The organism is Cupriavidus oxalaticus, assembly GCF_038900635.1.
In the GTDB taxonomy this organism is placed as follows: domain Bacteria; phylum Pseudomonadota; class Gammaproteobacteria; order Burkholderiales; family Burkholderiaceae; genus Cupriavidus; species Cupriavidus oxalaticus_B.
This window is the reverse complement of record NZ_JAYMRX010000001.1, coordinates 151,907-166,975: the sequence shown is the minus strand read 5'-3', so window position 1 is coordinate 166,975 and position 15,069 is coordinate 151,907. Positions and strand designations below refer to the sequence as shown.

The following is a 15,069-nucleotide window of genomic DNA, read 5'->3' as shown; positions in this document are numbered from 1 at the left end:
AGGAAGGGGCCGCCGCTCGGGCGGCCCGGATCATACTGCCTGGTTCAGGCCGAGGAAGTGGCGGGCGTAGCGCGGGTTCATGTCGTTCACGCGCAGCAGTGTCAGGAAGTCGGCCACGTTGAAATCCGGATCCCAGGCCGGCTGGCCGCAGATCTTCGCCCCGAGGCGCAGGTAGCCCTTGATCAGCGCGGGCGGCTCGACCTCGAGCTGCTGGTTCAGGTCCTCGACCGGCAGCGGCAGGCGCGGGAAGGCATGGTATTCGATCGGTGCCAGGTAACGCTCGCTGAACACCCGGTCCAGGCTGGCCGCATAGTGGCCGCCGTCGCTCATCGGCACGCTGGCGCAGCCCAGCATCGACTCGATGCCCCAGCGCTGCAGGTACTCGCCCAGCCCGCCCCACAGCGCCATGATGACGCTGCCCGAGCGATAGTCGCGGTGCACGCAGGAGCGGCCCAGTTCGAGCATCTTGGGGCGCAGGTGGGAAAGGCGAACCAGGTCGAATTCCGATTCCGCGTACAGACAGCCCAGTCGCTTGGCCTGGTGCGGCGGCAGCACGCGGTAGGTGCCGACCACGCGCAGCGTGGCCATGTCGCGGACGATCAGGTGGTCGCAATAGCCATCGAACATGTCGACGTCCAGCTCCGGCACCGAAGACGTCAGGCGTGCGCCCATCTCTTCGGCGAACACCTTGTAACGCAGGCGCTGTGCCTCGACTACTTCGTCCTGGTGGCGCGCCCACGCCACGCTGAGAGCAGGCGACTCATTTGCCTTATCCGATTGGCGATGAAGACGGCTCCGCGCCGTCTGGCCGGCAAGGCCATTGGGCAAAGAGTCAAAAAGCGGCTGGGTCGGCGTGGGGAGGTCTCGCATCAGTATGTCCTTTTGGTGACGAAACTGTTGCGATGCAATGTAGTCAGCCGCGGTGACAGTGCCGTGACCCGGCGATGACGCTTCCGTGACGTCGGGCGGGCCGCCGGCGGCGATGGTGGTGCCGGTGGTGCCGTTACGCGGCCGGGCGGCTCTGGGGCAGGGGTCTGCCGGCGCGCTGGCGGGTTGGCGGGGGCGATGGGGGTCCGACGGGCAATCCATGGGAAATCTCCGTGACACCTGCGGTCGAAGCCCATGCCTGGCACGGCGAGGGCGGCGCGGCCAGGGGGCGGCGCCGTAGCGACTCTAGGGAGCGGAGAATCCGGCTGCCATCGGCTATTTCAGATTTTTGCCGGGCGTGACCATGCCGGGCATGCCAGAGGCTACTACAGCTGGCTCATGCGGGCCGGCTGCGGTGGAGAAGTCGGAAAAATCCGGGCTGGGTCAGAGAAATTCGGGGTTGATGACCGCGCGCAGCACGGTCTGCGCCTCGCTTTCGCGGGTCCGCCCGGTCACCCACCAGATGCCTGCCTTGCGCACGCTCCAGTCCATCTCGTTGCCGGCCAGAAGCAGGCTGGCGACGCGGCCAATCCATGGCTGATGCCCGACCACCACCACATGCTCGGTGCGTTCGGGCCATTGGATCGCAGCCAGCACCGAACTGACGTCGGCGCCGGGGCCCAGTGCCTCGACGATCTGCGCGTCGCCTGTCAGCGCCGCCGCGGTTTCGCGAGTGCGTACAGAGGGGCTGCACAGCACGCGCGTATCCGACGGCAGATGCGCACGCAGCCATTTGGCGGACGCCTCCGCCTGCTTGCGGCCGCGGCGCGTCAGGGGCCGCTGCATGTCGGCATGGCGGCTCAGGCTGAGCGCTTCAGGGAGGTCTTCGGCTTCGGCATGGCGCCAGAGGATCAGGTTCATGTCGGACGTGGCGATGGTGAAGCTTCGAGTATGGTGAAGCCGCCCGGCCAGCGCAAGCGGACGGCCTGGCGCCACGAATGGCCGTAAACGAAATCGGGCCGCCCGTCGGGCAGCCCGCAAGTGTGTCCGGGCGCGGTGTCAGCTCCATGACAGCGCGTCTGCAACGCCCCGGAATCCACTTGTGACGGCGGGAGCGGCGGGCTCCGGCCGTGCGAAGACTCAGGACTTGTGGCGGAAGTTGATGCGGCCCTTGGTCAGGTCGTAGGGCGACATTTCCAGGGTCACGCGGTCGCCGGCCAGGATACGGATGCGGTGCTTCTGCATCTTGCCCGAAGCGTATGCCCAGATTTCCACGCCGTTTTCCAGCGTGACACGATAGCGGTTGTCAGGCAGGGCTTCCGACACCACGCCGCCAAATTCAATGAGTTCTTCCTTAGCCAATCTGCTTTCCTTTTCGGCAGCCCGCGAAGGCTGCATGGTTGGGTTATCAAAAATTCCGGTCCGGTTCGTCCGGCCCGAGGGCACGGCGCGAACCAGCGCATATTCGCCAGGCTGGCGAACCGCGCCATTGAAGTCGTTCGGGGCAGGCGCACGCGGACGGTCCCGCGCGGCGCCACGCGTGGCGCCAGATACTCGATCCATGCCGGTCGCGCCTAGGCCAGGCGGGCGCGGATTGCCTGGCGTGGACACTGCCGGTGACGGCCTGGGTGGCCGTTCGCTACGCGGAGCAGGGCGGGCAGGTGTACCCGGTGGTTCGCCAGTTCTGGTGTCGCCGCGGATGGCCGCGCCGGCTGCTGCTGAGCGCTCGCGAGAGCGCGCTGGTGAGAACGCCCGGTTACAGGGATGCACGGACACCCCGGGGCTACTTGCTCCGGTATTGTATCACGTGCGCAGTTGCAGCATTGCTCCGGCGAACACGGGCAGCCGTCGGACGGTGGCGCCTTGTGCAGTGCACGGTCCCTGCGATTTTTGGTGATTCATGAAACACCTTTGGTATCCGGCATGCCTTGGTATTTGCCCCGTATGAGCTAGAACTAACTCGTACGGCCGCCTGCAGTCAGCGGGGCCGGAATCTCGCAAGGAGCCTGCCATGGAACTCCATCTGGATTCGCACCGCTACGTCCGCTGCACGCCGGACTGGCGGGCTGCCGTGGTGGCCGGGCTGATCGCCGGCGCAGTCTACATGGTGCTTGAGCTGCTGACGGCGCGCTTTCTGATGTACCAGGGCGCCTGGGGCACGGTGAAAATGGTGGCGGCCATCATCCTCGGCCGCGAAGCGCTTTCCGCCGATGCCTTCAACTGGACCGTAGTGCTGTCAGCCGGCACGGTTCATTTCGCGCTGTCGATCATACTTTCGGCAGTGCTGGCGATGATCCTTTCTTCATTCAGGCTTGATTCCAGCATGAGTCTGGCGTCGCTGGTCGGCATCGTGTTCGGCGTAGTGGTCTACCTGATCAATTTCTATGTGTTCGGCCGCTATTTCAACTGGTTCGACGAGGCGCGCGGATGGGAAAGTTTGTTCGCCCACGCACTGTTCGGGCTGGTCGCGGCGGATGTGTACGTCAATCTCGAGCGACGCCGGGGCGACACCGCCGGCCCGCAGCAGGCCTGAGAGGGTCTGCCGGGTGCTGATGCGCCGGCCGTCTCCAATCGCCGGCGACTTCAGCTAGCCCATCTGGTTGATATGACGTTTGGCACCCCCGCACTACGCTAGAGGCAAACGACCATAGCGGCCGCCGCCAACGTGCCTTGCGGACGGCTACACCGGAGTGCCCATGCGGGTCGCCATCATCAGTACCGAGACAACCGGGCTCACGCCAGTCGACGAGCCTGTCAGCATCGGCCTGCTGCTTGTCGAAGTAGCGCCGAGGGCGGGCAGTCTCGTGCGCGAAATCACTGATTACTACGGTTCGCAGGAGCCCACCGTTCCGATCAGCGAGGCGGCTACCGGCATGCACGGCCTGACCGCCGAGATGCTGCGCGGGCAGCGCTTTGATGTCGGCGCGATCCGTGCCATCGTCGAGGATGCTGACGTGCTGGTCGCCCATGGGGCTGAATTCAATGTCCGCATGCTAGAAAAAGTGGTGCCCGAGATACAGCGCAAGCACTGGCGCTGCTCGGTGCGCCAGGTGCGCTGGTCCCAGTATTTCCATGCGCCCAACCACAAGCTCGATACGCTGTGCGAGCACCTGCGCATCTTCCGGCCGCGGCCGCAGATCGCGCTGGACGACTGCCTGGCGCTGTCCAAGCTCCTGTTCCAGCAAATGGGAGCCGTGGGCCAGGCCACCCCGATGGGCTTCCTGCTGGCACAGCCCGACTTTGTGCCGCGGGCTGCCGTGCAAGGCGCGGCGGCTTCCCTGGCCAATGTGGCGCCGCCAGCGCCCGTATCGCCACAACGGGACGGCGGCCCCGGCTGGCTGCCGCAGGTCGACAAGCAACACGACGGTGCCAGCCGCGGTCTGATGCTGGCGGCCGTGGTGCTGCTGCTGACCGCGGCCGCGCTGATCTGGCCCGACATGATGCCGCGGTGGTGAGCGGCGCCGACGCAGTCGAGCAGGGCGCGGCAGAAAAGAAAAACGGCCCGGACATCGCTGTCCAGGCCGTGTTTCTTGAAGCCAAATTAAAACTGGTCGGGGCGACATGATTCGAACATGCGACCCTCTGATCCCAAATCAGATGCGCTACCAGGCTGCGCTACGCCCCGAAGCCAGCGATTGTAGCGCGTGGCGGCGGGGCTGGTCAATCTGGCGTACCCGGCACATGACAGCGCGCGTGCCATCCACGGGCACGCTCCCCCTTTTGGCGGGGGGCACTTTGGCTTGACTTGGGTTTGCGCGCTGCGATAATCCGCACACCGCTTTAGTCCGACCGGCGTGATGTTGGGAATGCTGGTTTGCAGATTCCTTCCGGACTGGCCTATCACCATAACAAGAACGGCGCTCCCTGCCCTGGCGAGCGCCTCGGCGCGTTGGCTTGCCGCTGGCAATGCCGCGGCGGCCCGACACAGGATATGCGGCAATCGATGACAACGGTCCGGCACAGGATCGGCATAAGAAGGGGAAAGGCGGCGCCTGGCGGGGCGCCGTTTGTCGCCTTGGACGGGAATGAAGATGTTTCAGTCGCATATTGTGGTGCTCATCGCAGGGCTGTTTGCCTTGCAGATGGCGGTGGTTTGCGTCGTATTGCGTCGATCCGCGGGCATGGGCCGCAGTGGCCTGACGTCATGGGCGCTGGGCAATGTCGCCGCGGCAATCGCCTCGGTGCTGGCTGCGGTGCAGGACGCGCGCCCCGCGTGGCTGGTGCCGGATGCAACCGATCTGGCGTTGCTGGCTGCGCTCGCCTTGATGGCGATCGGCGCCCGCCATTTTGCCGGCCGCTCAGGCAAGACCGGATTGCTGCTGGGAAGCTGCCTGGCTGCCGCGCTCGGCGTGGCCTGGCAGGTGGTGGCACCCGGCATTCCCGAGGCGCCGCTGGCTGGGCTGCAGATGGCGCCGCTGCTGACGGCATGCCATATCGGCTTGCTGCTCGACGTGACCCGCAGTATCGGCCCATCGGTGCGCACCTCCCGCGGCATCGGGCGCCTGGCCGCTGCTTCGCTGGTGCTGATCGCCGTGGCCGTGGCCGCGACCAACGCATGGACCATGGCCTTGCCGGTTGCCGCGCTGGTGCAGGACGGCGCCTGGCCGCAGCCATTGCCGTGGGACGGCGAACTGGCCATGCTCAACGTCTTCGCGCTGGTTGGTCTCTCGGTCAGCTTTGCGCTGATGGCGCACGACCGACTGCGGCGCATGCTGGAGCGGCGCGCGCGGCATGACGACCTGACCGACGTGCTGCTGCGCGGCGCCTTCTGGGAAGCGCTCGAGCTAGCCTGCCTGCAGGCCGAGCGCCAGCGCAAGCCGTTGACCGTGGCCTTTGTGGACCTGGACCACTTCAAGGCGATCAACGATGTCTACGGCCACCTGGCCGGCGACAGCGTGCTGCGCCATTTCGCCGGGCTGCTGCGGCGAACCAGCGGCCCGCACGACGTGCTCGGACGACTCGGCGGCGAAGAATTCGCCATCGTCATGCCCGATACCGGGATGGAAAATGGCCGGCTGGCCTGCTTGCGGCTGGCGACCGCCGTGCGCGCGAGCCCTTGTCCTTCCGAGCCCGATGCGATCGCCTACACGGTCAGCATCGGCCTGGCCACGCGCAACCCGGGCGAGGGCGCCGACGCGCTGATGCGCCGCGCCGACCGCGCCCTGTATGACGCCAAGCTCAAAGGCCGCAACGGCGTATCGATGCATCCGGTTGCCGGCAACCATGCGCCGGCGGCGGGCCGCTACGTCACCCGTGAGAACGAGCGTCTGGCATCCTGAACGCCGCCGATACGCCCTGCGAGCCGGCGCTGCGGTAGAATGCACGCCTTCGCGCGTCCTTAGCTCAGTTGGATAGAGCACTCGCCTTCTAAGCGAGCGGTCAGAGGTTCGAGTCCTCTAGGACGCGCCAGTCAAGGGTTTGCGAATAGCCTGTGGGGGAGGGTGCGGGGTTCGCCCTGCATCGCCGCAGCACCGTAGGCCACTTTTGGGTCACGGCTGCGACACCTTGGCTGGTCCAGGCCGGCATGCGGGGCTGCTCCGCGTCACTCTCTCTGTGACTGCCACCCTTCGGCGGTCGGATGCCCCCGTCTCTCGTTCTGCAATGCAGGTCACTCATAAGCCGAGATCCTGGCGGACATTGCTTTTCGGCCTGCCTGCCGGTCGCTTTTGAAATCGGAATGAAAAGCGGCTATCCTCACCGCTGTTCCGATACCCTTATCCATCGTGCGATACCTGGTCCGCCGGCATTCATGGTTTGCCGGCCTGCTTCTGGTAGTGTTCCTGTCAGTGCAACTGGCAACGGCCGCCTATGCCTGCATGGCAGGCACGCGGGCGCTCGAGGACACATCGCAGCAGCAAGCGATGGCGGGGATGGAAGGGATGGGATGCTGCCCCGATATGGCCGGCACGCCCGACCAGGACGCTAGGCATTTCAATGGCGAGAAGGCGCTTTGCATGGGCCACTGCCAGGCCGATACCAAGCACGCCGATCACCCTGCACCGCAGGTTCCTGCGTTCATCCCGGTCCTTGTCGGCATCGTCGTCGAGCCGCCCGTGGAGCTTCCCGCGCCGCTTTTCGCCATGCGCGCCAACGCGCAGCCGCGCGCTCCGCCACCGCCGCACGCCATACTTCACTGCTGTTTCCGCACGTAGCCTCCGAAGCCACGCCACTTTCTTGCCGCTCCCGCGATCGCGGGAGCGGTGGTCGTTGCTTACGGAGGCTTTATGTCATTGCCGCCTTGCCTGAGGTGGACGCTGCAATGCGTGTCCGCCCTTGGCATGTTGATGTCGCTTGTCGCGCCATTGCATGCCGCCCCTGCCTTGTCGATTGAAGAGGCTGCCGCACTCGCCACGGCGCGCGCCCGTGATGCCGAGAACACGCACGGTGCCATCGAATCTGCCGTCCAGATGGCGGTCGCGGCCGGGCAGTTGCCCGATCCGGTACTGAAATTCGGCCTGAACAACGTCCCGACAGATGGCCCGGACAAGTTTTCGCTGAGCCGTGACTCGATGACCATGCGCTCCATCAGCGTCATGCAGGAGTTCACCCGCGCCGATAAGCGCCGCGCGCGCACCGCCCGCTTCGAGGCCGAGGCCGCATCGGCCGATGCCCAGCGCGTGCTCGGCGTGACCAATGTCCAGCGCAACGCGGTTGCAGCCTGGATCGACCGCTGGTACGCGGAGCAGGCGGCTACCTTGCTCGGCCATCACAGTCATCCCTTGGCCCTGACGCTCGAAGCGGCGAACGCAGCCTATCGCGGTGGGCGAGGCACGCGCGCGGATGTTCTTTCGGCCCGGCTCGAAATCCAGAAACTGCGCGACCGCGAGAGCGAGAACCAGGCCGCGCTGGACGCCGCCAACGTGAATCTCTCGCGCTGGATCGGCGCCGATGCCTCGCGGCCATTGGGTGCACCACCGGCGTTATCGGTGCCGGACCGCGTTCAGCAACTTGTCGGCACTCGTTACGACGGCGTGCCAGAAATCGCCGCCGCCCGGCGCGATGTCACGCTCGCGGAGAGTGAGGTGCGCGTGGCCGACGAGGCGCGCAGGCCAGATGTCACGGTCGAGCTGATGTACAGCCAGCGCGGGTCGGCCTATTCGAACATGGCTTCGGTCAACGTGAGCCTTCCGCTGCCGTGGGACCGCGCCAACCGGCAGGACCGCGAAGTGGCTGCTCGACTGGCGCAGGCCGACGCGGCGCGCGCAAAGGCGGAAATCGTCCAGCGCAATACCGATGCGCTGGTGGGCGCGCGCGTCGCAGAACTGCGGCGCAACCTGGAGCGCCTCAAGCGCTATGACGAAGCCACCTTGCCATTGGCCAATGCCCAGGCAGAAGCCGCGCTGACAGCCTATCGCGCCAATACCGGGTCGTTGGTCGCCGTCGCGGAAGCGAACCATCGGGCCATCGACACCGCGCTGGAGCGACTGGCCCTCGAGCAGCGTACGGCAAAAGTCTGGGCCGACCTGACTTTCCTGGTGCCGTTACCGACCGCGCACACCGTATCGACCAACAAGGACTCCAGATGAACTCCCGACTCAAGATCGCAGCGGCGTGCCTGGTCATGGTCGGCGCAGCGGGCTATGCCGGCTATCGCCTTGGCGCTTCGCAGCAGGTGGTGGCATCGCCGGATGCCGGCACGACGGACAAGGCCGGCAAAATCGATCCGCAAACCGGCAGGAGGGTCCTGTACTGGCATGACCCGATGGTGCCGGGCCAGCGCTTCGACAAGCCAGGCAAATCGCCCTTCATGGACATGCAGCTGGTGCCCGTTTATGCCGACGGCGACGGCGGTAGCCAGAGCGGCGTCACGATTGACAGCCGCGTGGCCCAAAACCTGGGTATCCGCACGGCAGAAGTAAAGGCCGGGCGCATCGGCACCGTGCTGGAGGCACCGGGCAGCGTGTCGATCGATGAGCGCAGCATCCAGGTGATCCAGGCACGCACGACGGGCTTCGTGCAGCATGTCGGCGTACGCGCGACGCTGGATCCGGTGCGGCGCGGCCAGACCCTCGTCAGCCTGTATTCGCCGGACTGGGTGGCGGCGCAAGAGGAATACCTGGCGGTATCGCGCCTGCCATCGGGAGTGCAGGCCGAACTGGCAGGTGCGGCAAAAGCGCGCATGCTGCAGGCGGGCATGACACCGGCACAGGCCGAGGCCGTGGCCCGTTCGGGCAAAGTGCAGCCAGCTCAGGGCATACCCAGTCCGCTCGATGGCGTGGTGACCGAGATCGCCGTGCGCGAGGGCATGACGGTGTCGCCCGGCATGACGCTGTTCCGTCTTGCCGATCTCAGCCAGGTGTGGGTGATCGCGGAGGTGCCCGAAGCGCAGTCACGGCAGGTCGCGCCCGGCCTGGCCGTCGCGGTGTCCGCACCCGCCGTGCCGGAGCCGGTGACCGGCAGGGTCGACGCCATCCTGCCCGACGTCAATGCTGCCACGCGCACCATCAAAGTCCGCATCGTCCTGCCCAACAAGGAGCGCCGGCTGGTGCCGGGCATGTTCGCCAGTGTCCGTTTCGACAGCGCCGATCGTCAGGACGTGCTGCAGATTCCGTCCGAAGCGGTGATCCATGCGGGCCAGCGCATTATCGTCATGGTCGATGCGGGACAACAGGGCTATGTGCCAACGGAGATCCGCACCGGTCGCGAATCCGGCGGCATGGTCGAGGTCATTTCGGGTCTGCGCGCCGGACAGCGGGTCGTGGCCTCCGGCCAGTTCCTGATCGACTCGGATGCCAGCCTGCGCGGTACGCTGGGGCGTATGACACCAGCCAGCGATGCATCGGCGCCAGTAGCCGCCGCAAAAGAGCACGAGGGCACGGGCCGCATCGAGTCGGTGAACGCTGATGGACTGACCATCTCCCATGGGCCGATTTCCTCGGCGCAATGGGGCGCGATGACGATGGACTTCGCGACGCAGGATGCGGCGTTGCTCAAGGGGCTGAAGCCGGGCGACCGTATCCGCTTCCACTTCCGTCTGGACCAGGATGGCGTCGCGACGCTATCCGGCGTGGAGCCGGCGGCAACAGACGGAGGCAAGCGATGATCGCGCATATCATCCTCGCGTCGATACGCAATCGCTTCCTGGTGCTGCTGGCAACGGTCATGCTGACGGCCTGGGGGCTGTGGGCGGTGGGAAACACGCCGCTCGATGCATTGCCGGATCTGTCCGACACGCAGGTCATTATCCGCACGCCATTTCCGGGCCAGGCGCCACAGCTTGTGGAAAACCAGGTCACGTATCCGCTGACCACCACGATGCTGTCGGTTCCCGGAGCGAAGACGGTGCGTGGTTACTCGTTCTTCGGCGACTCCTTTGTCTACGTGCTGTTCGATGACGGGACCGACCCGTACTGGGCGCGCTCGCGCGTGCTGGAGTACCTGAACCAGGTGCAATCGCGCCTGCCGGCGGCGGCCAGGCCCGCGTTGGGCCCCGATGCCACGGGCGTGGGCTGGATCTATGAGTACGCCCTGGTGGATCGCACTGGCCAGCACGACCTCGGGCAGTTGCGGGCGTTGCAGGACTGGTTCCTTCGCTTCGAACTGAAATCCCTGCCGAATGTGGCGGAAGTCGCATCGCTGGGCGGCATGGTGCGGCAGTACCAGATCGTGCTGATGCCGGACCGAATGCGCGCCTACAACCTGTCGCAAGCGAAAGTGCTCGCGGCGATTCGCGGCGCCAACCAGGAGGCGGGCGGATCGGTGCTGGAACTCGGGGAAGCGGAATACATGGTCAGGGCATCTGGCTATCTGAAGACGCTTGACGACTTCCGGCAGGTTCCGATTGAAACCAGCGGCGCAGGCATCCCGGTACGGCTGGGCGATATCGCCACGATCCAGCTTGGCCCTGAGACGCGGCGCGGCCTGTCCGATCTCGACGGCGAGGGGGAGGTGGCCGGCGGCGTCATCGTCATGCGCTCGGGCAAGAACGCACTGGAAACCATCGATGCCGTCAAGACGAAGCTGGAGACGCTCAGGAAGAGCCTGCCGGCTGGCGTGGAGATCGTGACCACCTACGACCGCTCGGCACTGATTCACCGCGCCGTGGAAAACCTCAGCCACAAGCTTGTCGAGGAATTCATCGTCGTGGCGCTGGTTTGCTTGGCCTTCCTGTTCCATCTGCGTTCCGCTCTGGTGGCTGTCGTGTCGCTGCCGCTTGGCGTGCTCGCGGCGTTTCTGGTCATGCGCTACCAGGGCGTCAATGCCAACATCATGTCGCTTGGCGGCATCGCCATCGCGATCGGTGCGATGGTGGATGCGGCGGTCGTGATGATCGAGAACGCGCACAAGCATCTGGAGCACTGGCAAGCCCGGCACCCCGGCGAGTCATTGGACGGGGCGGAACGCTGGCGCGTGATCGGACACTCCGCGACCGAAGTGGGGCCCGCATTGTTCTTCTCCCTGCTGATCATCACGCTCTCCTTCGTGCCGGTGTTCACCCTTGAAGCGCAGGAGGGCCGGCTGTTCTCGCCGTTGGCCTTCACCAAGACTTACTCGATGGCCGCTGCGGCCGGGCTGTCGATCACGCTGGTACCCGTGCTGATGGGCTTCATGATTCGCGGACGCATTCCGGCGGAAGCGGCGAACCCGCTCAATCGCTGGCTGGTCCGCCTCTATCAACCGATGCTGGCGAGAGTGCTTGCGTATCCGCGCGCAACCATTCTGGTAGCAGCGATCCTGCTCGCGGCTACGGCATGGCCCATCCTGCGGACCGGTGGGGAGTTCATGCCGCCGCTCGATGAGGGAGACCTGCTCTATATGCCTTCCGCCTTGCCCGGTTTGTCGGTAGGCAAGGCGGCGCAATTGCTGCAGCAAACCGACCGGCTGATCAAGTCGGTGCCAGAAGTGGCCACCGTCCACGGCAAGGCGGGCCGTGCGGACTCCGCCACCGATCCGGCTCCGCTCGAGATGTTCGAGACCACGATCCAGTTCAAGCCGCGCGAGCAGTGGCGTGCCGGCATGACGCCAGACAAGCTGGTCGAGGAACTCGATCGCGTCGTGAAGGTGCCGGGCCTGTCGAACATCTGGGTGCCCCCGATCCGCAATCGCATCGACATGCTGGCCACCGGCATCAAGAGCCCGGTGGGGATCAAGGTGTCCGGCGCGGACCTGAAGGAGATCGACCGGATCGCCACGGCAATCGAGGAGGCAGTAAAGGCCGTGCCCGGTGTCACGTCGGCGCTGGCGGAACGCCTGACCGGCGGGCGCTATATCGACGTCGATATCGATCGCGTGGTCGCCGGCCGCTACGGGCTCAATGTTGACGATGTGCAGAGCATCGTCTCTTCGGCCATCGGCGGCGACAACGTTGGCGAGGTCGTCGATGGCCTGGCTCGCTTCCCGATCAATGTGCGGTACCCGCGCGACTATCGCGATTCGGTCGAGGCACTGCGCAACCTGCCCATCGTCACCGACCGCGGCCAGCAGATTGCGCTGTCCGATGTGGCGCGGATCCGTGTCGCGCAAGGACCGCCCATGCTGCGCAGTGAGAACGCGCGGCTGTCGGGATGGATCTACGTCGACATCCGCGGACGCGACCTGCGCTCCGCCGTGCGCGACATGCAGGCGGCCGTGGCAAAGGCAGTGCCGATGCCCGCCGGATATTCGCTGAGCTGGTCCGGGCAGTTCGAATACCTTGAGCGCGCCAGTGCGAAGCTGAAGGTGGTGGTGCCGTTCACCCTGCTGATCATCTTTGTGCTGCTTTACCTGATTTTTGGCCGGTTCGATGAAGCGCTGCTGATCATGGGGACGCTGCCGCTTGCGCTGATCGGTGGCTTCTGGCTGCTTTACCTGCTGGGGTACAACCTGTCCGTGGCAGGCGTGGTCGGCTTTATCGCGCTGGCGGGCGTGTCCGCGGAGTTTGGCGTAATCATGCTGCTCTACCTCAAGCACGCTTGGCAACACCGCGAGGCAAACGGCGAAACGGACAGCACTGGACTGCTGGCGGCCATCCAGGAAGGCGCCGTGCAGCGTGTACGCCCCAAGGCGATGACCGTGGCCGTGATCCTGGCCGGGCTGATCCCGATCATGTGGTCACACGGCACAGGCTCTGAAGTCATGCAACGCATTGCGGCGCCAATGGTTGGTGGCATGGTCACGGCGCCGCTGCTATCCCTGTTTGTCGTACCGGCTGCGTACCTGCTGATGCGTCGTCGGCAGACAACGACATTTCCCGCTGTATCCCACTCCACCATTTTCGAGGAGAAAGCATGAAGAAGTTCCTTAACACCACGCTGGGCGCCGCAGCGCTGGCCGTGGCAATGGGCGTGACGCTCCCAACCATGGCCGCGAACATGGACGGCATGGACATGAAACCTGCCAGCGGCGCGACAAAGGCACCTCAGCCGGTACCGGCGGAGATTCGCAAGATAGACGCGGCAACCAGGAAAATCACGCTGAAGCACGGACCGATTGCCAACCTGGGCATGTCTGCCATGACCATGGCTTTCCCGGTCAAGGATGCGGCCATGCTCAAAGGACTGAAGGAAGGGGACCAGGTATCGGTGACGTTTGACACGATCGACGGCAAGCCCACTGTGGTGGACTTGCGAAAGTAACAATGGGCGCGACGAGGTGGCCGCGATGCACGTTGCGTTGCGCTCGACACCGGCGGGGGCTGTATTCAAATACGCCGTATAACAACTTGCAGCATGCCGCGCGCGCACGCTGGCCTATAGTCTGTGAGCCAGCCACCTCATCGGCCCGCCCGGGGCCGAGCCCTCACAGGAGATAACGCGTGTCGACCACCGAAACCTATCTGATCGATTCCATCCGCCTCGCCATGGATAACGTGCGGGAGCGCAACACCTGGCCCTTCGGTGCCGTGGTGGTCAAGGACGGCAAGGTGCTGGCGCGCGCGGTCAACGAGGTGGAAGCCACCTGCGACCCCAGCGCGCACGCCGAAATGCAGGCAGTGCGCGCCGCGAGCCGGGCACTGGGCAAGCCCGACCTGAGCGGCTGCACGGTCTACGCCAGCGGCTACCCGTGCCCGATGTGCCTGACCGCGATGTACCTGGCCGGTGTCGAGGCGGTCTACTACGCCTATTCCAACGAAGACGGCGCGCCCTACGACCTGTCCGCGGAACGCGGCTATGTCGAGCTGGCGCTGCCTGTCGAACAGCGCGAGATGAAGCTGGTCTACCAGCCGGCGCGCGACGAAGGCCCCGACCTCTATGAGGCGTGGCGCGAACGACAGGACCGCTAGGGGATAGGGCCTTCACCGGACGCCACGCGATGCCTTGCCCGCGCGGCCTTTTCAGCGCGCGACTTCCTGCCGCAGGTGCTCCAGCACCCGCGCAGCGCGTGGCGACAGTGGCCACTCGGCACGATGGACCAGCCATAGCGTATCCACTGCCGGCGGGCCACAGTCGACCACCTTGATCGCATCGGCATGCGCGAAGGCCTTGCGCGCGTACTGGTGGATCACCGTGAAGCCCAGGCCGCGTGCCACCGGTTCCAGGATCAGGCCAACCTGGTTGCTGAAGCCGCGGCAGGGCAGGCTGCGCACGCCTGGATTGCCCGGAAAGCGCCTGCCGAACAAGCGGCTTGCCATCGCCTTGCCATCGGGGTGGTCGATAAAGCCGATGCGTTCCAGATCCTGCCACGTGTGCACGTCCTCGTGCGCGGGCACGACCAGTTCCAGGCGCTCTTCGATAAACGGGCTCGCCGCGAGCCGTGCATCGTCCGGCTTCAGCGTGACCAGCCCAAGCTCATAGTGGTTCTGCAAGACCGCTTGCACCACCTCATGGTCGGGGGCGAAGCGATGGCGCACGATCAGCCCGCGATTGGCCTGCTGGAAGGCCAGCAGGATCGGGTACAGGTACAGGCCGATGCTGCCCGGCGTGATCAGCGAGACCTCGCCGTGGGTACTGTCGGCATCGGATAGCCGCGCGTTCAGCCGCTCGCCGGCCTTGTCCATCTCGCGACAGTAGTCGAGCAGGGCACGGCCGGCGGGGGTCAGTTCGATGGCGCGCGGCCGGCGGATCAGAAGCGGGCCGAACTGGCTTTCCAGGTGGCGCACATGCTGGCTGACGGCGGCCTGGGTCAGGTCGAGGCGGTCGGCGGTGCGGGTAAAGCTGCCCAGCTCAGACAGCGTGACGAAGGAGCGAAGCCACTGCGGGTTCACCATAATGAATATTTATCAATTCAATAATCTGTACGTTGTTTTCATTATAGAGGCGCGCGCCTACCATCCGGGTTCATGCA

General features: G+C 65.6%; 13 protein-coding genes and 2 tRNA genes. 10 read left to right on the top strand and 5 right to left on the bottom strand.

Annotation, left to right across the window (positions count from 1 at the left end; all coding sequences use genetic code 11):
- Positions 1 to 30: 30 nt before the first annotated feature.
- The 3 genes from VSR71_RS00745 to infA form a co-directional block, all read right to left on the bottom strand.
- Positions 31 to 870, bottom strand: a complete 840-nt coding sequence (locus tag VSR71_RS00745; protein WP_342912069.1) for a GNAT family N-acetyltransferase — start codon at positions 868 to 870, stop codon at positions 31 to 33.
- A gap of 441 nt (positions 871 to 1,311) precedes the next feature.
- A complete protein-coding gene (locus tag VSR71_RS00740) occupies positions 1,312 to 1,788 on the bottom strand; it encodes a SixA phosphatase family protein (protein ID WP_342912068.1) in 477 nt (158 codons plus the stop codon).
- A 219-nt stretch (positions 1,789 to 2,007) separates the two neighbouring features.
- Complete coding sequence (gene infA, locus VSR71_RS00735; RefSeq protein WP_008641674.1) at positions 2,008 to 2,229, bottom strand: translation initiation factor IF-1; 222 nt, start codon at positions 2,227 to 2,229, stop codon at positions 2,008 to 2,010.
- 649 nt (positions 2,230 to 2,878) lie between these two features.
- On the opposite strand from infA, the gene VSR71_RS00730 reads away from it, so the two are divergent.
- Both VSR71_RS00730 and VSR71_RS00725 read left to right on the top strand, forming a co-directional pair.
- A complete protein-coding gene (locus VSR71_RS00730) occupies positions 2,879 to 3,400 on the top strand; it encodes a hypothetical protein (protein WP_342912067.1) in 522 nt (173 codons plus the stop codon).
- 163 nt (positions 3,401 to 3,563) lie between these two features.
- Positions 3,564 to 4,322: an exonuclease domain-containing protein gene (locus VSR71_RS00725; RefSeq protein ID WP_342912066.1), complete on the top strand. Its 759-nt coding sequence runs from the start codon at positions 3,564 to 3,566 to the stop codon at positions 4,320 to 4,322.
- A gap of 93 nt (positions 4,323 to 4,415) precedes the next feature.
- On the opposite strand, the gene VSR71_RS00720 is transcribed toward VSR71_RS00725, so the two are convergent.
- Positions 4,416 to 4,492 (bottom strand) — tRNA-Pro (locus VSR71_RS00720).
- A 406-nt stretch (positions 4,493 to 4,898) separates the two neighbouring features.
- Here VSR71_RS00720 and VSR71_RS00715 point away from each other — a divergent pair.
- The 8 genes from VSR71_RS00715 to VSR71_RS00680 all read left to right on the top strand — a co-directional run bounded on the left by VSR71_RS00715 (position 4,899) and on the right by VSR71_RS00680 (position 14,068).
- Complete coding sequence (locus tag VSR71_RS00715; RefSeq protein ID WP_342912065.1) at positions 4,899 to 6,146, top strand: GGDEF domain-containing protein; 1,248 nt, start codon at positions 4,899 to 4,901, stop codon at positions 6,144 to 6,146.
- Between the two features lie 53 nt (positions 6,147 to 6,199).
- Positions 6,200 to 6,276 (top strand) — tRNA-Arg (locus tag VSR71_RS00710).
- 314 nt (positions 6,277 to 6,590) lie between these two features.
- Positions 6,591 to 7,019 carry a copper resistance protein gene (locus tag VSR71_RS00705; protein WP_428979330.1) on the top strand — a complete coding sequence of 143 codons (429 nt, stop codon included), beginning with the start codon at positions 6,591 to 6,593 and terminating at the stop codon, positions 7,017 to 7,019.
- Positions 7,020 to 7,145: 126 nt separating this feature from the next.
- Entirely contained in the window at positions 7,146 to 8,393 is a 1,248-nt protein-coding gene (locus tag VSR71_RS00700; protein ID WP_342912063.1) for a TolC family protein, read from the top strand.
- Complete coding sequence (locus VSR71_RS00695) at positions 8,390 to 9,910, top strand: efflux RND transporter periplasmic adaptor subunit (RefSeq protein WP_342912062.1); 1,521 nt, start codon at positions 8,390 to 8,392, stop codon at positions 9,908 to 9,910. Before VSR71_RS00700 ends, VSR71_RS00695 begins: the two co-directional genes overlap by 4 nt.
- Positions 9,907 to 13,077 carry an efflux RND transporter permease subunit gene (locus tag VSR71_RS00690; protein ID WP_342912661.1) on the top strand — a complete coding sequence of 1,057 codons (3,171 nt, stop codon included), beginning with the start codon at positions 9,907 to 9,909 and terminating at the stop codon, positions 13,075 to 13,077. The genes VSR71_RS00695 and VSR71_RS00690 overlap by 4 nt, the downstream gene beginning before the upstream one ends.
- Positions 13,074 to 13,421, top strand: coding sequence for a copper-binding protein (locus tag VSR71_RS00685; protein WP_428979329.1), 348 nt, complete (start codon positions 13,074 to 13,076; stop codon positions 13,419 to 13,421). The genes VSR71_RS00690 and VSR71_RS00685 overlap by 4 nt, the downstream gene beginning before the upstream one ends.
- A gap of 179 nt (positions 13,422 to 13,600) precedes the next feature.
- Positions 13,601 to 14,068 carry a nucleoside deaminase gene (locus tag VSR71_RS00680; RefSeq protein ID WP_342912061.1) on the top strand — a complete coding sequence of 156 codons (468 nt, stop codon included), beginning with the start codon at positions 13,601 to 13,603 and terminating at the stop codon, positions 14,066 to 14,068.
- Positions 14,069 to 14,119: 51 nt separating this feature from the next.
- On the opposite strand, the gene VSR71_RS00675 is transcribed toward VSR71_RS00680, so the two are convergent.
- Positions 14,120 to 14,992: a LysR family transcriptional regulator gene (locus tag VSR71_RS00675; protein WP_342912060.1), complete on the bottom strand. Its 873-nt coding sequence runs from the start codon at positions 14,990 to 14,992 to the stop codon at positions 14,120 to 14,122.
- Positions 14,993 to 15,069: the final 77 nt, after the last annotated feature.